The 18,203-nt window shown below is 45.2% G+C and carries 13 protein-coding genes; 12 read left to right on the top strand and 1 reads right to left on the bottom strand.

Translation table 11 applies throughout. The features are described 5' to 3' along the window. The first annotated feature begins 143 nt into the window (after positions 1 to 143). The 6 genes from AC5JR3_RS05110 to AC5JR3_RS05085 all read left to right on the top strand — a co-directional run bounded on the left by AC5JR3_RS05110 (position 144) and on the right by AC5JR3_RS05085 (position 8,947). Positions 144 to 1,031, top strand: coding sequence for a FecR family protein (locus AC5JR3_RS05110; protein ID WP_495843672.1), 888 nt, complete (start codon positions 144 to 146; stop codon positions 1,029 to 1,031). Beyond that, positions 1,012 to 3,747: an EAL domain-containing protein gene (locus tag AC5JR3_RS05105; protein ID WP_495843670.1), complete on the top strand. Its 2,736-nt coding sequence runs from the start codon at positions 1,012 to 1,014 to the stop codon at positions 3,745 to 3,747. Before AC5JR3_RS05110 ends, AC5JR3_RS05105 begins: the two co-directional genes overlap by 20 nt. A 186-nt stretch (positions 3,748 to 3,933) precedes the next feature. After that, on the top strand, positions 3,934 to 4,536 hold the full coding sequence (locus AC5JR3_RS05100) for a hypothetical protein (protein WP_495843668.1): 603 nt from the start codon (positions 3,934 to 3,936) through the stop codon (positions 4,534 to 4,536). A 49-nt stretch (positions 4,537 to 4,585) separates the two neighbouring features. Continuing rightward, positions 4,586 to 6,799 carry an OmpA family protein gene (locus AC5JR3_RS05095; RefSeq protein WP_495843666.1) on the top strand — a complete coding sequence of 738 codons (2,214 nt, stop codon included), beginning with the start codon at positions 4,586 to 4,588 and terminating at the stop codon, positions 6,797 to 6,799. A gap of 112 nt (positions 6,800 to 6,911) precedes the next feature. After that, positions 6,912 to 7,406, top strand: coding sequence for a Rab family GTPase (locus tag AC5JR3_RS05090; RefSeq protein ID WP_495843664.1), 495 nt, complete (start codon positions 6,912 to 6,914; stop codon positions 7,404 to 7,406). 8 nt (positions 7,407 to 7,414) lie between these two features. Next, positions 7,415 to 8,947: a sensor histidine kinase gene (locus AC5JR3_RS05085; protein WP_495843662.1), complete on the top strand. Its 1,533-nt coding sequence runs from the start codon at positions 7,415 to 7,417 to the stop codon at positions 8,945 to 8,947. 97 nt (positions 8,948 to 9,044) lie between these two features. Here the strand turns inward: AC5JR3_RS05085 and AC5JR3_RS05080 are convergent, their stop codons facing one another. Continuing rightward, on the bottom strand, positions 9,045 to 10,427 hold the full coding sequence (locus AC5JR3_RS05080) for a sensor histidine kinase (RefSeq protein ID WP_495843660.1): 1,383 nt from the start codon (positions 10,425 to 10,427) through the stop codon (positions 9,045 to 9,047). Positions 10,428 to 10,989: 562 nt separating this feature from the next. Between AC5JR3_RS05080 and AC5JR3_RS05075 the strand changes: the two genes are divergently transcribed. From AC5JR3_RS05075 to AC5JR3_RS05050, 6 genes are all read left to right on the top strand, one after another. Continuing rightward, the gene (locus AC5JR3_RS05075) at positions 10,990 to 12,309 is read left to right on the top strand and encodes a glycosyltransferase (RefSeq protein WP_495843658.1); all 1,320 of its coding nucleotides are present in this window, start codon (positions 10,990 to 10,992) and stop codon (positions 12,307 to 12,309) included. Between the two features lie 40 nt (positions 12,310 to 12,349). Further along, a complete protein-coding gene (locus AC5JR3_RS05070; protein ID WP_495843656.1) occupies positions 12,350 to 13,300 on the top strand; it encodes a glycosyltransferase family 2 protein in 951 nt (316 codons plus the stop codon). Positions 13,301 to 13,362: 62 nt separating this feature from the next. Further along, the gene (locus AC5JR3_RS05065) at positions 13,363 to 14,430 is read left to right on the top strand and encodes a glycosyltransferase family 2 protein (RefSeq protein WP_495843654.1); all 1,068 of its coding nucleotides are present in this window, start codon (positions 13,363 to 13,365) and stop codon (positions 14,428 to 14,430) included. Positions 14,431 to 14,674: 244 nt separating this feature from the next. After that, the gene (locus AC5JR3_RS05060; protein ID WP_495843652.1) at positions 14,675 to 15,547 is read left to right on the top strand and encodes an ABC transporter permease; all 873 of its coding nucleotides are present in this window, start codon (positions 14,675 to 14,677) and stop codon (positions 15,545 to 15,547) included. Positions 15,548 to 15,765: 218 nt separating this feature from the next. Then, complete coding sequence (locus AC5JR3_RS05055; RefSeq protein ID WP_495843650.1) at positions 15,766 to 16,785, top strand: glycosyltransferase; 1,020 nt, start codon at positions 15,766 to 15,768, stop codon at positions 16,783 to 16,785. A 75-nt stretch (positions 16,786 to 16,860) separates the two neighbouring features. Continuing rightward, positions 16,861 to 18,144, top strand: coding sequence for an ABC transporter ATP-binding protein (locus AC5JR3_RS05050; protein WP_495843648.1), 1,284 nt, complete (start codon positions 16,861 to 16,863; stop codon positions 18,142 to 18,144). Positions 18,145 to 18,203 lie beyond the last annotated feature (59 nt).

Below are 18,203 nucleotides of genomic sequence, written 5' to 3'. Positions count from 1 at the left end.
GGAATGTAGTTAATAGCAGGTGGGAAGGCAAAACATCGCTAGGTGACTGCCAAATTCAGAATTGTCACCTATCGTTAACTTGGAAAAACCATTGCTGTGATAAACCAGGCATAAACATTTAACCGCTTTACCCAGAGGTTGTAATGGTGCGAATTTTCTTGGAATCCCTGACTAGACGACGCTCTCGTAAAGTGCCTCAAACTTTATTGGGCTTAACCGGGCAAATTGTCCTGCTAGTGGGTCTATTAAGCAGTAGTGAAAACTCGGCAGCACAAATCCTCCCGGTTCGGGTCGATCGCTGGCTAGAAGTTCGCTCTGTTTCTGGTAATGTTACGTATCATCAAGGAAAGACATCTCAAGTCGCTAAAGTAGGAACAAGGCTGCAGTCAGTCGGTGATGCCATTGACACAGGTTCCAACGCTAACGCTGTTCTGGCTGTAGATACAGGGATTGGAATTGTCGATGTCTCTCCCGATACCACCGTACGTATCAAAGCCCTACACGTTAACAATAGCGGTGGGCTAGTGACCCAACTGCAGGTCAATGGTGGGCAAGCCAGATTAAGGGTGCGTCGATTTAGTAATCCGAGTTCAGAGCTGGAGATTCATACTCCGGCGGGGGTGAGTGCCGTGCGGGGAACGGAATTTGGTGTTGCCGTTCACGCCGATGGTAGAACGGGTGTTGCTACTTTAGAAGGCAGTGTTCTCAATATGTCTCAGGGGGAATCTGTACCCCTTCCCGCCGGGTATCAAATTGTGATGATTCCAGGTCAACCCCCAACTACCCCTGTCCCCATCGCCAATGACACGCGCCTAAATCTGCGCCTGCTCACGGCGGTCGATCAAAAAACAGCGCGTATTGTTGGTGTGGTCGATCCAGTTAATCTGACGATGATTGCAGGGCGTAAAGGAGTAAGCGATCGCAATGGCTATTTTGATATCACAGTACCCATTCCTCCCAATCGGCGGATTTCCGCAGTTGTTACTACGCCCTTAGGAGACCGTAAGGTCTATGAATTGGCAGTTCCTTAAACATTTACAGGACAAGCAAGACTTTATTTCGAGGACAGCGCCTCATCCATCAGTCCCTACCCCCACTCCTCGATGGCGGCGATACCTGCGCTTGGCTTCCCCGGCTTTACTCGGAGGCATGACGGCGGTATTTGTTGCGGGTTTGTCGGCATTGGGGACTTGGCAGCCGTTGGAACAGCTTGCCTACCGAACCTTATTCAAATTACGGGGCCCGATCCCGTGGGATGACCGGGTGGCAATTATTGCCATTGATGAAGCCAGCCTGAGAACCCTGGGGCGTTATCCCTGGGGGCGCGAAGAATACGCCAAATTGCTTGATGTTTTGAGCCAAGCCGGTTCCAGTGTTGTTGCTTTTGACATTTTGTTTCCAGAACCCAGCCCCGCCGACGCGCAACTAGCCGCCGCGATGGATCGTCATGGGCGGGTCGTTTTATCAATGGTGTGGGACGAAGGTACTACGCCGTTGCTGCCTACCCCACAATTGCGGGAGTCTGCCCTCGAAGAGGGACATGTACGTACCTACGCCGACAGCGATGGCATCACGCGTTATATAGAATCCTACTCCTTTGACGTTCCGGCATTGTACATAGCAGTGGCTAAAGCTTATTCTCTGACGGCAGAGCTAGTAAAACTCCCAAAGCTCGACGAACCGTTATGGATTAATTGGCTAGGGCCAACGCAACTAGCACCGGAGTATTCCTTTGCCGATGTTGTTCAGGGAAAAGTGCCAGGAGCTGCCTTTAAAAACAAGATTGTGCTGGTGGGGGCAACGGCTACCGGACTTGACCCCTTGTATACTCCCTTTAACCTCAATCCCGCCGCCAGTGGCGTTCACTTACACGCCACCGCCCTCAGCAATCTCCTCCAGGAAAATTACCTGCGTCCTATGGCTCCGGGTTGGTTCCTGCTGATTTGGGTGCTGGGGGGGCCTGTGCTCAGTGTCGTCATTGCCCCTTGGCGTTTTGAGCGACAACTCGCCTGTTGGGTAGGGTTGTGCGTCTCGTGGGGAGTTGTGAGTTTTCTGATGTTTCGAGCGGGCTACTTGCTGCCAGTGGCAACACCGTTAGTCTTATTTAGTCTCACCGGAGGTGTCATCGCCCTCCAAGAACGGCTGCGAATGAGGACGCGGCTCCAGCAAAGTGAGGATCAATTGCAGTTTTCCGCGTCTCATGATGCCTTGACAGGTTTGTCTAACCGCATTTTATTCGTTGATGCGGTGGAGAGGGTGATGTCGAGAGCGAGCTTAAATGAACGCCTTACCTCGGAAAAACCTTTACCCGATCGCTTATTTGCCGTTTTATTTTTAGACCTCGATCGCTTTAAGGTGATCAACGATAGCCTCGGCCATGGTGTTGGCGATCGCTTATTAGTCGCGATCGCTCAACGCCTGAAAGCCTGCTTGCGCCCTACCGACACCATCGCCCGCTTTGGGGGAGACGAGTTCGCTATTCTTCTCTCCCCCATCCACGACCTCAGTGATGCCACCTATGTTGCTGAAGTCATTCACACCGCCCTCGCTAAACCGTTTCAACTCCATAACTATGAAGTTTTCACCACAGCGAGTATTGGCATTGCCTTAGGGAAAACTCGCAACAACCCCTTGCCAGACAGCAATGGCGAAAGGCAAAAACCAGAGGAATCCCTCCTCCCTCAAAGGCTAGACGCCCTACAGCGCAATTGTAACTACGAGCAACCAGAAGAGATTCTGCGTGATGCCGATATTGCCCTACATCAGGCAAAAGAACTGGGTAAATCTTGCTATGCCGTTTTTAATACAACGCTACATACCCGCGCCTTTGCCCGTTTAGAGTTAGAAACTGACCTGCGACGGGCAATGGAAGAACTAGAGCCTCCCCACTACCAAGTATCTGGGCAGACTTTCTACCCCTCCCTACTCCCTAATCCCCAGTTCCAAATTTACTACCAGCCCATCGTTTCCCTGAAAACAGGTCAAATTGCTGGTTTTGAAGCGTTAGTTCGCTGGCAGCATCCCAAGCGTGGCTTGGTGTCTCCCGTTGAGTTTATCCCTTTAGCAGAAGAAACTGGGATGATGACAGCCCTTGATTGGTGGGTGCTGAGGGCAGCCTGTCGCCAACTACAAATCTGGCAAGAGCGTATTGCCCTCTTCTCGCCCCAAGCATCGCGCTTGCCGTGGGGAGGGGCAGATGCTGGTTTTCCCTCTCCAGATACGGGTGTAGGGCGATTGACGATGAGCGTTAATCTTTCGAGTCTCCAGTTAAAGCAATTGAGCTTGATTGAGCAAGTCAAGCAGATCCTTGAAGAAACGGGTGTTTCTGGCGACTGTCTGAGATTGGAGATCACTGAAGGCTGTTTGTTGGACAATTCCCTTTTCTCCATCACTCCGCTGCAACAACTGAGAGATTTGGGCATTCAACTTGCCATTGATGACTTTGGCACCGGCTACTCCTCCTTGAGCCGTCTCCACGGCTTACCGATTAATACGTTGAAAATTGACCGTTCCTTCGTCACCCGACTAAATCATCAACAGGAAGGCGTGGAAATTGTCCAAGCAATCCTTACCCTCGCCCAAAGCCTCGGTATGGACGTTGTCGCAGAAGGCATCGAAACGCAAGAACAATTGGCTAGATTGAAAGCCCTCCATTGCGACTACGGACAGGGGTACTATTTTGCTAAACCCTTAGACACGGCTGCTGCTACGGCGTTGATCGCCAAATCCTATCTGGATCAAAATTAACCACTAGCTTTCCCCTTGAGCTAGAGCAGATGTTCCCAAACCTCAAAATCCCCATAAACTAATAAAAGCAGATTAAAAAGCGCTATAGGTATATCTGCAACTAGCGAGGTTTCACTCCTTTTAGGGGACAAAAGCCGCGCTAGACTCAAACCAACTTTATTGCAGCAGGAATTTAGTATGAACGAGATGACCAAAGAAGAAATGCGAGATAGGCTGGGGAATATTGACCAAATTCGTGACATTCTTTTTGGCAATCAGCTCAGGGATTCTAATAGCCGCTTCGATCAAATTGATGCGGAATTGTCTAGACGATACCAAAGCTTACAAGACCAAATTAATGATGTTCAAAAGAGCTTATCACTGGATTTACAAACAGCGGTTGATTCCTTAGAAAAAAAAATTAGAGCGATCAATTTTAGTACTCAAAAAGAAACGACTGAGCTTCGACAATTAACCGACCGCATTAATAAAAATCTCTCTAGCCACATTGACGATCTCAGTCAAGATGTTGAGCTTCAAACCAATTCCCTTCGCACAGAGCTTTTACAAAACAAAGAAAAAACCGAAATCGATATGCGATCGCTAAAATCGTATATTCTCGAAGAACTTGACAAGCGGCTCTCCTTGGTGAAAGATGCCAAAGTCTCCAAAGATGATATGGCAGAAATTATGTTTGAGATCGGCTTGAGACTCCGAGAAACCGAGATGATTTCTGAAATGCAAGCCGTCAACGAGCCGAATAACTCCCTAGATAATCGCTTACTAGAGCCGGGACAATTTCACGAATAAGAGGAAGACTTCGTTTGCGAGGCTTTGGTCAAAATCCCCCTGACCTGTAATGTCCAATCACTCCTCAAATTCTACCCGCAACGACTTCAACGACGACTCAACCCCTCCCTTAGAAGGGTTATTCAGTTTGTTGAGCGAGTTCAGCCTCCTAAACTCAACGGTTGTCTCATCCGAAGACCAAACAAAAGTTGAGCCGCCACCTCAGCAAAGCCATGAAGCCGCACCTCTGGAGGCTGACGGCTTTCCAGGTGCGGCTTCAGATACACAGCCGCCTGTAGCGGAAAACTTTCTCCAGGAAGTCCAGAACCTTCAGGAGCAAATAGCCGAACTGTCTTCAGCCCCGGAGGATTCGCTCTTAACAAGCCAACTTTCTGCTATTTTGCGGCAAACTCAGCCAAATTTAGAGGAAGAATCGATTCAACGCTTGCAAAATGTTTTGTACGATGCTGTAATTCCCAACGACCGCCAAATAATTAGCAAACTGGCAGAAAACCTGGCAAATCTTGAGCGAAAAATTTACGACCCCAATGAGTTAATTGTTCTCCTGTTGCCATTGATTGCAGAATTAATAAGCTTAAAAATCGTTGAATCAAAAGAAGAAGTAGTTCAGGCGGTTTTTCCGATTATTGATCAGGTAATTCAGGAAAAAAGCCAGAAGGATCGAGCTGCTATGGGGAGGGCGTTCGCCGCAATTATTCCTACGGCAATTTCTCAACAAATTCAGGACTCCCCTGAGGAAATCGCCAAGGCAATTGGCCCCACAATGGGCAAAGCGATTAAAGAGCAAGTCACCCTGGAGGGGGATGCCATGGTCGATGCCCTTTATCCGGTGATTGGCAACACGATTTCTAAATACATGGCAGAGGCGGTGCGAGACATCAACGCCAAGGTGGAAAATGCTCTGAGTGTAGAGGGCGTTAGTCGTAAGATTCGCGCCAAAGTCCAAGGGGTTTCCGAAGCAGAACTGATTTTAAAAGAGTCTTTTCCCTTTAGTATTCAGGCAATCTTTTTAATCCATAAAACTTCGGGTTTGGTAATTTCTGAGGTACAACCAGGAAGCCAACAGCTAGAGTCAGATATGGTGGGAGGGATGCTCACCGCCATCCGCAGCTTTGCTAACGAGTTTATTGGTCACTCAGGCAATGCTTCGGAACTGACGGAGATTGAATACGCAAGTTTCAAGATTATTTTGGAGGTGGCTGGCTACTGCTACATCGCTGTGGTGACTCAGGGGGAGACGCCCAAGGTGTTCATTGAGCAGCTACGCCACACTCTCAGTAGCATTATTCAACTTTACGGCAAGCCGATTGAGTATTTTGATGGCGATCGCGCTACTATTCCTGAGCAGGTTCATCAACGTTTAGAAACTTTGATCTCTACCGCCTCTGAAGCGGTTAAACAAAAAGACCCCAAAACCAAAAATAAACCGCCCGCTCTGCTGGTAATTGGGTTAGGGATTTTACTGGCTGTTGGTGGTTGGGGAATTTACCAATATCGTTTGCGCCGCTTGGAAGCAAAAGCCGCATCAGCCTTATCATCCACTCCGGCGCTAGCAATTTATCGCCTAGGCGTAGATGTTCGCGGTAATACCCTAGAACTTCAGGGGCTGTTACCCAACGAAGAGTTGCGCCAAAAAGCCGGAGAAGTTGCCCTCTCGGCTGTACCTAAGCTGAGGTTGGATAACCAAATTATTGCCGTTGAGGTTCCGCCCGACCCCGTGCTGATAGCAGAGGAAGTCCAGCGACTAACAACGGTTCTCAGCCAGCTAGAAGGCGTTGAGATTTTTGCAACTTATGCCGACAATCGTGTCCGGGTAGAAGGAAAGGCAAACCAAGCGCTGGAGGTAAACGATGTTGTCCAGGCGTTTGAGCAAATTCCAGGCGTTCGTTCTGTCATTGTTACTCTCAACGCTCAGAAGTTACCTATTGACAATCGTATTTACTTTGATAAAGATTCGACAGCTTTAAGAACGAGTGAAATCAAGGGTAAAATTAGCTCAATTGAACAGTTTTTGGCACAATACCCAGAAACACAACTAGCAATTATTGGTCATGCTGATGGTATTGGGAGTGCAGCCAGCAACGAACAATTAGCAAAACAGCGAGCCTTCGTTGTAAAAAACACTCTCGTTCAACAGGGCATTGCACCTGAACGATTGCAAGTCACCTGGAGCGGACAACCGCCTCCCGATGTGGATACCCCAGAATCGATCTGGTTAGCTAGATGCGTAAGATTTGAACGACTTCTTCCCAGCAAAAAGTAACTAACTGAACTGACAAAATTCACAAAATTTGCATAGAGATTCTTTTGGGCAAATCCTTTATAAAAGATGAAAATAGAACCTAGTCGTGTCAATAATATCTAAGAAAATTTGTATGGTTGGCGATTTTGGTGTGGGGAAAACCAGCCTAATTCGCCGTTTCGTGGAGCGTCAATTTAGCGATCAGTATCTTTCAACCGTTGGGGTAAAAATATCCCGGAAGACGGTTGCCGTAACTCCAGACCACAAAAATGACCTCCTGGATGTGCAATTACTGATCTGGGATATAGAAGGTCATACAAAATTTAATGCGATCGCGCCTTCTTATCTACAGGGAGCAAGTGGTGCTTTAGTTGTAGCCGATTTAACTCGTCCAGAAACGATAGAACATTTAGGCGATCGCATTCAGCTATTTTCATCAATTAATCCTAAAGGCGTCATTAGTGTTGCCTTAAACAAATTTGACCTGATAGATCAGGAGACGCTCCCAAAAATCCTTGAAGAACTTCAATTTGATCGAGAGCATGTAGTGGCTATCCACATAACGTCAGCAAAAACAGGTGAAAATGTTGACGAAATATTTGGGAATTTAGCTCATAAAATAGTTTAACTTTTATTATGAACAAGTTGTTTGAAAAGCTTTTATCTTCTGGCAGTTTAGAATATTTTACCCTCGATCGACAATTAACTATTTTAGAAACATCCCCTAGAGTCAGTCAGTTTGCCGATCATCCTCAAGAAGTTTTGCCAGGGAGGGATGCACGCTTAGGTTTTCCTGAATTAGTAGGATCAGAAGAAATTTTAACTGCCATCCTTCAAGGACAACAGGCGAGTTTTGAAATTAAGGGAATTGTACGTTCCTCTGATCAGAATTCTCCCCTGTATATAGATGTTTCTGTGGGTGAGTATCAAGAAGAGAAGACGCTTGAGCGTAAGTTACTGGTATTAGTTGCCGATGTCACAGAAATGATGGTTTTAAGACAATCATTAGTCCAGCGAGCCAGTGAAGCTGAATTGTTGCTCAGTTCGCTGACAGTCTCCAAAGATTACATCGACAAAATATTGCGGGCGATGGGAGATGCTTTGTTTGTCACCACAGCATCAGGGAAAATCAAAACAGTTAATCAATCTGCTCAAAAATTATTTGGTTATCAAGAGTCAGAACTGCTTGGTCAATCAATTTCCTTAATTATCAGCGATCAAGACTTTCTTAATGAAACCCAAGAGCAGAGTCTGGCATCGGAAGATTTTTTGGAAAATGTGGAAGTGAGCTGCAAATCAAAAACTAACCAAGCAATGACTGTAGAGTTTTCTTGTGCAGCTGTTCAATCAGAAACAACGGGTTTACAAGATTTTGTCTTTGTCGGTCGAGACGTTACAGAACGCAAGCAAGCAGAAATAGCTGTTCGTCAAGCACTACAAAGAGAACGAGAACTCAATGAAATAAAATCAAGTTTTTATTCTATGGTTTCCCACGAGTTTCGTAACCCGATGACTACTATTTTAACAGGAGTAGAGTTAATCGAAAATTATAGAAATAGAGCTTCTGAACAAAAACTCAAAACCTATTTTCAACGCATCAAACAAGCCGCTAAAAATATTACTCATTTAGTTGAAGATGTCTTGGTAATTGGCAAGGCAGAAGCAGGTAAGTTAGAATTTCAGCCCTCTTTGTTAGATCTAGACGCGTTTTGCCAAGATTTAGTAGAAGAACTACAACTCACAACACCTCAACATCAACAAATTATCTTCGTCAATAAAGGAAACGGCATCCCTGCTTATATGGATGAAAATTTGCTGCGGCACATTTTGGTTAACTTGCTTTCTAATGCGATTAAATATTCCCCTGAAGGCAGCAATGTTGATTTTAAGCTGCACTGTGAGTTTGAAGAAGCAACGTTTGAGATCAAAGATGGGGGGATTGGGATTCCCCCAGATGCTCTACAGCGTCTATTTGAATCCTTCTATCGAGCAACGAATGTCGGGAAAATCGCTGGAACGGGTTTAGGATTGGCGATCGTTAAGAAGGTTGTGGACTTACATCAAGGCAAAATTGAGGTGGCGAGTGAAGTAGGTGTGGGTACAACCTTTACTGTTGTAATTCCCTTGGATAATCGTCAAATAGAACAATTGGAAGCCGGAGTTGAATAGGAACAAGAGCTAGGAGTATAGCGACGGCTCTAAAATAGAAGCGATCGCCCCTACCTCAAGATGACTTTTAGGATAATTCATTAATACTCTAACAAAATTAAATTAAGGGAAGCAAAATTTCAAACTCTGTACCCATATCTGACGGAGAATCTCTCAATTCAATAGGAGTAGAGCGCAACTTTAACTGTCCCCCATGCCTTGCAGTAATAATCCAATAACTTACGGATAAACTGGTTTCTTTTTCTGCCCGTTTCTTTGTTGAGAAGGATTCGATAATCTGCTGTTGAGCTTGAGGCGACAAACCGGAACCATTGTCAGCAATGCGAATCGAAACCCATCGAGTATAAGGAATGCTGGGGTTGATTGTTTCTCCAGAACGCACCTCTGTTGTAATTTCAATACAGGGATTGTGAGCTGATGCTGATGATTGGGTTGCAAAATTTTGGCGCACAGCATAGGTAATTACTGCATCTACAGCGTTACTCAATATATTCATGAAAACTTGACTAAGCTGACCCAAAAAGCAGGAAACGGGGGGGAGATGACCGTAGTTTTTGACTACTTTAATTTCACTATTCAGGCGGCTTTTTAATAACAGGATAATGTTGTCTAAGCAAGAGTTTAAGTCTGCAGGTCGGGGATATACTTCATCAATATGGCAAAAATTTTGTAAACTTGTGCCTAGCTTTTTTAAGCGCTCGGCTCCGGCTTCGACGCTAGCGATCGCTTGGGGTAAATCAGTTTGCAAAAACTCAATTTCAATTTCTTCTTTGATTGACCTTATCTCGTCGGAGGGCTGGGGAAGTAGTTTCTCATAGACTGCTAACAATTCTAAAATTTGCTGGCTGTAACTTGAGATGTAGGTTAAATTTCCCCAAATAAATCCCACAGGATCTAAAATTTCATGGGCAACGCCATCGACAAGTCGCCCCAAACTTGCCATCTTCTCACTTTGAACCATCTGCGTTTGGATGCGTTCATAGCGAATCTGCGTTTCGATCCCTCTGATTTGCCAAGCGGCTAAGTGTAATTGCTGAACATCTAGGAGTTGATAAGTGCCTGATGTAGTTTGCACCACTACGGGTTCTGCCAATAATTCCGGACGACGACGCAATGCCGACTGGGTGGCGGCTAAAATCGGCGTACTCTGTGGCAATATCAATGTCTCTGTGCGAGCATAGCTGTACAGACTGCTCAACGGCTGCGGCAAAAATAACTCTACTCCCTGAGGATGCAGCAGACACTCCAACAACTGCCGCCGCGAGATCATGCCGAGGAATTCACCCTCTTCAAATAAGATGACGCCCGGTAGTAAGGGATACTTTTCAAAAACTCGCGCGACTTTTATCCCCCGGCACTTAGGACTAACGGAAAAGTCATAACGCGGCAACTCCTCAAGAGTTGAGTCGATACTGAGGTCGCGATCGCTTCCGGCTAACAACGATGGCGGTGGCAAAAATTTGTTTTGCACCGACTTCAACACCCATCCATACAAATGACTGAGCTACATGTAGCTCTTTTTTTAGCTTACCATTGACGAGCATTTATTTAGATGCTGTCAAACCCACAATCGTATTCAATATTGACTTTTTTGGCAAAGATTTTCACAAATTATGGAAGCAATGTCAGCGTTTATTGACTATTAAGTTGCACAGAACGCGAACCTTAACTAGAATTTAACCTAATAGCGGAAGTTGAGACAGATTTATCAGGAACGATCGCGGCAAAGTTAAGTGTAGATAGGGTTGCCACGACTAATCGAAAGCTTAACTACTGAACTTTTTTCAGGAAAATAGCAATCTTCACATCCTTCAAAGGAAGGATTTAGAGGCTACTTTGCAATGTCTTTAAAATCACCAGGCAAAGATGAAGTTTTAATGAAACTTCATCTAAGATATCTGTACATTTACTGACCCTGGGGTAGGATGACGTGCAGTTCAAAAAGTCGCTCGCTCAAGTTCCGCCGCAACTGTTATGTATGAGCGCGATTGTTCAAGCTCAATGACTGTCACAGAAGCAAGCAGAATTACAGGGAAAATGTAATGAAAGTAGCCTTTATTGTTGGCAGGTTTCCTGTCTTATCAGAGGCATTTATCCTCAATCAGATTACAGGTCTGATCGATCGGGGGCACGAGGTTGATATCTACGCACTAGAAGGTCCATCAGGCGAAGATAGGATGCATCCCAGTGTGGAGAAATACGGACTCCTCGATCGCGTCCACTACACACCCCAGGCTCCAGTTAACTATTTATGGCGGGTGCTGAAAGGTTTATGGCTACTGGTTACTAATTTTTACAAAAACCCTGTAGCCTGCGGACGATCGCTAAATGTTTTCAAGTACGGCAAGCAAGCCCTATCGTTGCGGTTGCTGTATGGGGTAATTCCCGCACTAGGTACTCAGCCCTACGACATCATTCACTGTCAGTTTGGCTTCTACGCCCTCCGAGGTAAGTTAATTGAGGATGTCGGTGCTCTAACGCTTCACGAGCTGGGTGTTCTTCGAGGAAAGTTCATTACCTCATTTCGCGGCTTCGATATCAGTTGGTACGTTCAGAAGCATGGCGATCGCGTTTACGACCAACTGTTTGAGAGAGGACACTTTTATCTCACCAACTGCGAATTTTTCCGACGCCGAGCCATCTCCATCGGTTGTGATCCCAAAAAGATTGTCGTACTTGGCTCAGGAATCGATTGCAGTCGATTCGCCTTCTCTCCCCGTCGTCTACCTGCTGATGGTCGAATTCGGATTGCAACAACAGGTCGTTTGGTAGAAAAAAAAGGAATCGAGTATGGTATTCGTGCTGTTGCTAAGTTAGCCAAAGACTACCCCAATATCGAGTACAACATCATTGGCGATGGCTATTTACGGGAACCCTTTGAGCAACTGATTCAAGAGCTGGGGATGGGTGACATCATCAAGCTCCTCGGCTGGAAACAGCAGCAAGAAATTGTTGAGGTTCTCAAGAATTCACAAATTTTCGTTGCGACTAGCGTCACCGCGAACAATGGCAACCAAGATGCCCCAGTCAACACCTTAAAAGAAGCCATGGCAATGGGTATGCCTGTGGTTGCAAGTCGCCATGGCGGGATTCCAGAATTAGTTAAAGATGGGGTTTCAGGCTTTTTAGTCCCAGAGAGAGATGCTGAAGCGATCGCTAAAAAATTACTTTATCTAATCGATCATCCGGAAATCTGGTTAGCGATGGGCAAAGCGGGTCGTGCTTGTGCAGAAGCGCGCTACGACATGCACAAGTTGAATGACGAGCTTGTTGAAATTTACCAGCATGTATTGACAGAAAAAGCGACGGTGTCAGCGGTGAATTATAGAGACGTATTAAAAATTGGGCCTAATCTTACCTAACCTATAGCGACAGCTCTCTCATCAAAATTCACAAATCAAGATGCCGACAATCTCTATTATTCTTCCTGTACACAATGCTGCTTCTACCCTACTAGAAACAGTCCGATCGGTTCAACGGCAGACCTTCTCTGATTTTGAGATTGTTGCAGTTAATAATGGCTCAACCGATCACTCCAAGGAAATACTAAATAATATTGCAGACCAGCGTTTAAGAGTTTTAACCTGCGACACCATTAGTCCGTCATCTGCCCGTAACTATGGTTTAGCTCGCGCCACAGGAGAATTCATTGCTTTTCTGGATGGCGATGATCTATGGACACCCGATAAGTTGGAAACGCAACTCGCTGCTCTGCGGCGGCATCCAGAAGCAGGTGCTGCCTATAGTTGGGTTCGGTTCGTTGATGCAAAAGGAAAACTTCTGTACCAACAACAACCAGTCATCTTTGAAGGGAACGTCTATCCTCAGATGCTACAGAAAAATTTTCTTGCCTGTGGTTCTGTTCCTCTCATTCGCAGACCAGTAATTGAGTCCGTCGGTGAATTTAACACCTCACTTGGATCTTCCGAAGACTGGGATTACTGGCTGCGAATAGCAGCGCGCTGGTCGTTTGTAAACGTTCCTAAGTATCAGACAGATTATCGTCAATCTCTATCGTCAGCGACATCTAAGGTAGCGAAAAGAGAAAAGTACAATCTCATTATCATTGAAAGAGCGTTTCAAGCGGCGGGTGCAGAGCTACAGTATCTCAAAAATCGAAGTTTAGCTGAGAACTATTTGTATCTCTCAGAACTTTATCTTCGCCACAACCCTAATAGTGGAGGGGTGAAGCTAGCTAGTCAGAAAATTCGGTTAGCGATTCAGCTTAATCCAAAGATACTAACGTCTATAAGAACGGCTCGCGTACTTCAGCAAATTGCCAGAAGACGATTTTTGCACCGTCCAGAAGGCAATCTGCTGAAGCGATCTCCGCCTGAAAGGTTAATTGATTAGCAAAAACCGACCCTCTCATAAGATTCCTAGAAAACCCTTATTTGTACAAGGAAAGAGTAACAATGACAGCTTTGCAAGTCACAATCGTTGTTTCTCCCCGCGAGCGTTTTAGCTGTACCCGCGAATCTCTTGAAAGTATCTACGAGCATACAAACACACCCTTCAAGTTAGTTTATGTTGACGGCAACTCTCCGCGTGAGGTTCGTTGCTATCTTGAGGCTCAATCACAGGAAAAGAACTTTCAACTTGTTCGCACGGAGAACTACCTCTCCCCCAACCAAGCCAGAAACATAGGTTTGGCTCAAGTGGACACTAAATATGTCGTCTTCTTTGATAACGATGTCATCGTCTCACCCGGATGGCTAGACGCGTTGGTTCAGTGTGCTGAAGAAACAGATGCCTCCGTCGTCGGTCCCCTAATGTGCCAACACCTACCTCTGCATGAAGTCGTCCACTTTGCTGGAGGTGAATCCCGCATCGTTGAGGATGTTAAAGGCAGACGTCATCTGCGGGAAAAGATGTACAAGCAAGGTCAGCGGGTAGCCAAGGTACGCGACCAACTCAAACGGACGCCAACTGAACTAGCAGAATTCCACTGTGTTTTAGTACGTACCGCAATTTTTGAAAAAATTGGGCCGCTGGATGAAGCCATGTTCAACACCAAAGAACATCTTGACTTCTGCATGACGGTTGCCGAGGCAGGAGGCACCGTTTACTTTGAACCTGACTCTATCGTTACCTATGTACCTGGCCCCCCCCTAGAGTTAACAGATATACCGTTTTACATGCTGCGTTGGAGCGACGCTTGGGTGCTCAATAGCTTACAGCGCTTGCGCGAAAAGTGGGACTTAACAGAGGACGGGTATTTCAAATATAAGTACAAAGTTTTGGGATGGCGGCGAAGAGAGACCATTCTCCGCCCCTTAAGCCGTAAGCTGACTTTTGGAATCAAAAGCCAGTGGATGGAGAAAGTTCTAGTGCCTTTCGACAAAGTGCTAAACCGTTATCTGACCGACCGCTATATGAAAAAGTACTTGGATCAGAAGCAACAACAAGCGGCGAATTCATTGCCCCCTGCTATAACGGCAAAGCCGTTGCAACCGACTAAAACGATGACCGCTGTTAAGTAGTCGGGAAGTTTGCTAATTGCCAGGGTAGTAGAAATTGTTCCAGCGCGATCGCGACACAAAGTTAGATGAGGCTCTTAGGGATAGCTCTATTCTTTGCTCTAACGTCGCCAGCAGTCGGGAGAGAACAATATCTACATAAAAAATAAAAACCCTGGTAAGCTCCTAGCAAACCTACCAAAAAGACAGCCAGGACACAAACCCAAAAGATGCTATCTCTTGGTAATTGAAGTGAAGGAGGAAAATTTTGAGGCAACGTCAGGGTTTGAGGCATCTATCCTCAGAGGTAGTTTACACTCCCGAAAGTAAGCTGAGGCATCCTGTTGCCTTGTTGCAACGGATGTGGCTAGATTTGCTCGCATCTCGTGAACTGGCTTGGCGGCTGATGGTGCGAGACATCAGCGCTCAATATCGTCAGTCATTTCTCGGTATCGCTTGGGCATTTATCCCGCCCATTGTCCTGGCAGCCGGATTTACCCTGGCGAGTAATGCCAACATCATCAACGTTGGTGCCACGGATATTCCTTATCCGGCTTATGTCGTGTTTAGCACCGCACTCTGGCAAACATTTGTTGAAGCCTTAAATGGCCCAGTACAGGCAGTAACCGCAGCAAAGTCAATGCTAGCGAGAATCAACTTTCCCAGAGAAGCGCTAATCTTGGCAAAGTTAGGTGAAGTGGCGTTTAACTTCGCCATCAAGCTGATTCTAATTATCGGGCTATTTATTTGGTTCCAAGTTCCCGTGACTTGGACGGTCATTTTAGCGCCTGTCGCTTTGATTCACCTGGTGTTGCTGGGGACGCTGTTTGGCATTTTATTAGCACCGTTAGGTGTCTTGTACCAGGATGTCTCCAAGGGGCTAACGATGGTTACAGGTTTTTGGCTGTTTTTGACTCCGGTTGTTTATCCCGTTCCCACTGGAGGAGCCTTTAAATTTCTGGTGCAACATAATCCGGTCACGCCGCTGTTGGTGACAACACGAGAGTTGGCAACTACGGGAGTGTTAACAGAAGCTCCAGGGTTTTGGGTTGTGAGTGCGCTTACCTTCGTTGGCTTGCTGCTAACTTGGATTGCCTTCCGTTTGGCAATGCCCTTTGTGATTGAAAGAGTGAGTGCCTGATTAGCGTTACAGAGGAATAAGGGCGATCGCCAGAGCTAAAATCAAGCCTTTGTATACCTTGTGTTTCTCTCGTTCAAACGCTGAGATTTATTAGGCAAGCAAAATAACCCTTATATCTTTGTCAATCCACTGGAAACTAGCCAAATTAATAGTAATTAAACTGGCACTGGGATATTGACTTGTGGAAGAAAAGCTGTAGTTAAAACCCTAGAAAAAATATGGAAAAACTTGTTTCCGTTATTATTCCTTGCTTTAATGCCCAGAAGTGGGTGGCAGAAGCAATAGATAGCTGCCTTAAACAAACCTATCCTCAGATAGAAATCATTGTAATTGATGACGGGTCTACTGATAATAGTTTAGAAATTGTCAAGAGTTATAAAGACAAAGTAATCTGGGAGACAGGAGCAAATAGAGGCGGAAATTATGCCCGCAATAGAGGGTTTACATTATCAAAAGGTGAATATATTCAATATTTGGATGCCGACGACTATCTATTGCCAGAAAAAATAGAAAAGCAAGTTCAGGCGTTGGAAGCAACGAAAACAGATGTTGTTTATGGGGATTGGCGCTACAAAAAACACCTACCAAATGGTAATAGCTTTTTGGAAGATATCAAGACCTGCGGGCCGAAAACGGATTTTCTGGAATCATTACTAGCAAACGACCGCTGGGTACCTCCTGTCGCCCTACTCTTTACAAGAGATATAATTAGCCGTTCCAGTGGTTGGGATGAAAATTTCAAAGCCGCGCAAGATCGAGATTTTCTCTTATCCTTAGCTATTGATGGCGCAAAATTTACCTACCAGCCCATCTGCCACTCAATCTATCGAAGTCACGGCAAAGTAACCGTTTCTACAACCTCTAAACTTCACTGGCTGAGATCCCACTGTTTAGTAATGGAGAAAGCCGAAAAAAAACTCGCTCAATCCGGTAGACTTTCCTTAAACTATCGTCAAGCTCTCGCTAAAGCCTACTTTGAAATGGGGAGAGAGTATCTGTATGGTGATTCCTCTAATCCAGAAAATAGTAAATGCTGGCACTACCTGCAAGTACTCAAAAAATCTCTATCCGTCTATCCAGAGTTTCAGGTAACCTATCGCAATATAGTTTATAAGCTTACACAAAAGTATTTAGGCAGCAGTCAATCAGAACTACTTGCCTATGTTGTAACAAAAGTAAAAAAGAAAATCTCACCGCAAGCTTCAGAGAAGTTCGTTCAGGTACAAAATTCAGTGTAATTCTATGAAAATTATTTTTTGTAATTTTACTATATTATGCTGTTTGGCTAAGTTTTTTTCGATTAAGGAGGTTTAATGATGTTAATTGAAGCCAAAAATCAAAAAATGGCAGTTCCGCCAGAAGATAAGGCAGTAGTTGTCTCAGTTAACAATATCTCAAAAAAGTTTTGTCGAGACTTAAAACGCTCTCTCTTATACGGCGTACAAGACATCGCCACCGAGGTAACAGGTGGAACGAGAAAGAGTGACACCTTACGAGCCAAAGAGTTTTGGGCACTAAAAGATGTCAGCTTCCAACTGCGGCGGGGAGATGCTGTGGGCTTAGTCGGTTCCAATGGAGCCGGAAAAAGTACGCTGCTGCGGATTATTAGTGGTTTGATTAACCCCGATACTGGCTCCATTACAGTTCGCGGAAGAGTTGCGCCTCTCATTGCTCTAGGAGCAGGATTTAACCCAATCCTCACCGGACGAGAAAATATTTATGCCAATATGTCAATTTTAGGGCTAACCACTAAAGAAATTGATAGTAAATTTGATGAAGTTGTAGAATTTGCTGAAATCTCGGATGCGATTGATGCACCAGTACAAACCTATAGTTCGGGAATGGCAGCACGGTTAGGATTTGCCTGCGCCGTTCATATCGAACCGGAAATTTTATTAGTGGATGAAGTTCTATCTGTTGGGGATATCAAGTTTAAGATGAAGTGCCATCATCGTTTGGCAAAACTTCGAGAAAATGGTACAGCGTTTATTTTAGTTTCTCACAACTCCCATAGCGTATTAAATGTTTGTAATTCCGCAATTTACCTAAAAAAAGGAGAATTAATTACTCAGGGAGAAACTGAAGATGTAATTCGTCACTATGAAGAAGACTTGTGTTTGAGTGGAACTGAAACGGCGGCGGGACCACTGTTTTTGCCAGAAAAGCCTGCTAGTGAAAGTATGGGCTTAGATATTCTTTCTGTATCGTTTAAGGATGAGGAAGAAAATATTTTGCAATTCCCTTTATGTGGGGAAACAGCTTACTTCTGTGTTGAATGTAAATCTTATGAGTATATTGATGATGCTAATTTAGGTATTAAAATTACGGCTTTAGCAGGAGAAAGTGAACAGGTATTGTATATGACATCGGCTAGTGAGAATGAATATTTAAAGATATCTCCTGGAAAAACCGAGATCCAAATGCAGATGCCTCACTTGGGTTTAGTTCCTGGAACCTACAACGCCAGAATTTACGTGAGGAGTGGCGTCCGCTCCTTTGATATTGTTAGATCATTTCGCTTTACGGTGAAAGCGAGTAAGAATACCAGCCACTGCTTATTTTATCAGCCCCGAAGCTGGAAAGTTATTAATAAATAAGTGCTTAATGCGTTCTGAATTTAGATTCGAGCGTAACGTCTTTTGAGAGCGCGATCGCC

The sequence above is a fragment of the Kastovskya adunca genome (assembly GCF_059505785.1).
The sequence above is the reverse complement of the archived record's forward strand: the minus strand, read 5'-3'. Positions and strand labels throughout refer to the sequence as shown.

Excerpts from the sequence above, each read along its gene's own strand:
- AC5JR3_RS05100 (WP_495843668.1), top strand. The coding sequence starts at position 3,934 with ATGACCAAAGAAGAAATGCGAGATAGGCTGGGGAATATTGACCAAATT.
- AC5JR3_RS05075 (WP_495843658.1), top strand. The coding sequence starts at position 10,990 with ATGAAAGTAGCCTTTATTGTTGGCAGGTTTCCTGTCTTATCAGAGGCA.
- AC5JR3_RS05055 (WP_495843650.1), top strand. The coding sequence starts at position 15,766 with ATGGAAAAACTTGTTTCCGTTATTATTCCTTGCTTTAATGCCCAGAAG.
- AC5JR3_RS05095 (WP_495843666.1), top strand. The coding sequence starts at position 4,586 with ATGTCCAATCACTCCTCAAATTCTACCCGCAACGACTTCAACGACGAC.
- AC5JR3_RS05110 (WP_495843672.1), top strand. The coding sequence starts at position 144 with ATGGTGCGAATTTTCTTGGAATCCCTGACTAGACGACGCTCTCGTAAA.
- AC5JR3_RS05085 (WP_495843662.1), top strand. The coding sequence starts at position 7,415 with ATGAACAAGTTGTTTGAAAAGCTTTTATCTTCTGGCAGTTTAGAATAT.
- AC5JR3_RS05070 (WP_495843656.1), top strand. The coding sequence starts at position 12,350 with ATGCCGACAATCTCTATTATTCTTCCTGTACACAATGCTGCTTCTACC.
- AC5JR3_RS05050 (WP_495843648.1), top strand. The coding sequence starts at position 16,861 with ATGATGTTAATTGAAGCCAAAAATCAAAAAATGGCAGTTCCGCCAGAA.
- AC5JR3_RS05105 (WP_495843670.1), top strand. The coding sequence starts at position 1,012 with ATGAATTGGCAGTTCCTTAAACATTTACAGGACAAGCAAGACTTTATT.
- AC5JR3_RS05065 (WP_495843654.1), top strand. The coding sequence starts at position 13,363 with ATGACAGCTTTGCAAGTCACAATCGTTGTTTCTCCCCGCGAGCGTTTT.
- AC5JR3_RS05090 (WP_495843664.1), top strand. The coding sequence starts at position 6,912 with ATGGTTGGCGATTTTGGTGTGGGGAAAACCAGCCTAATTCGCCGTTTC.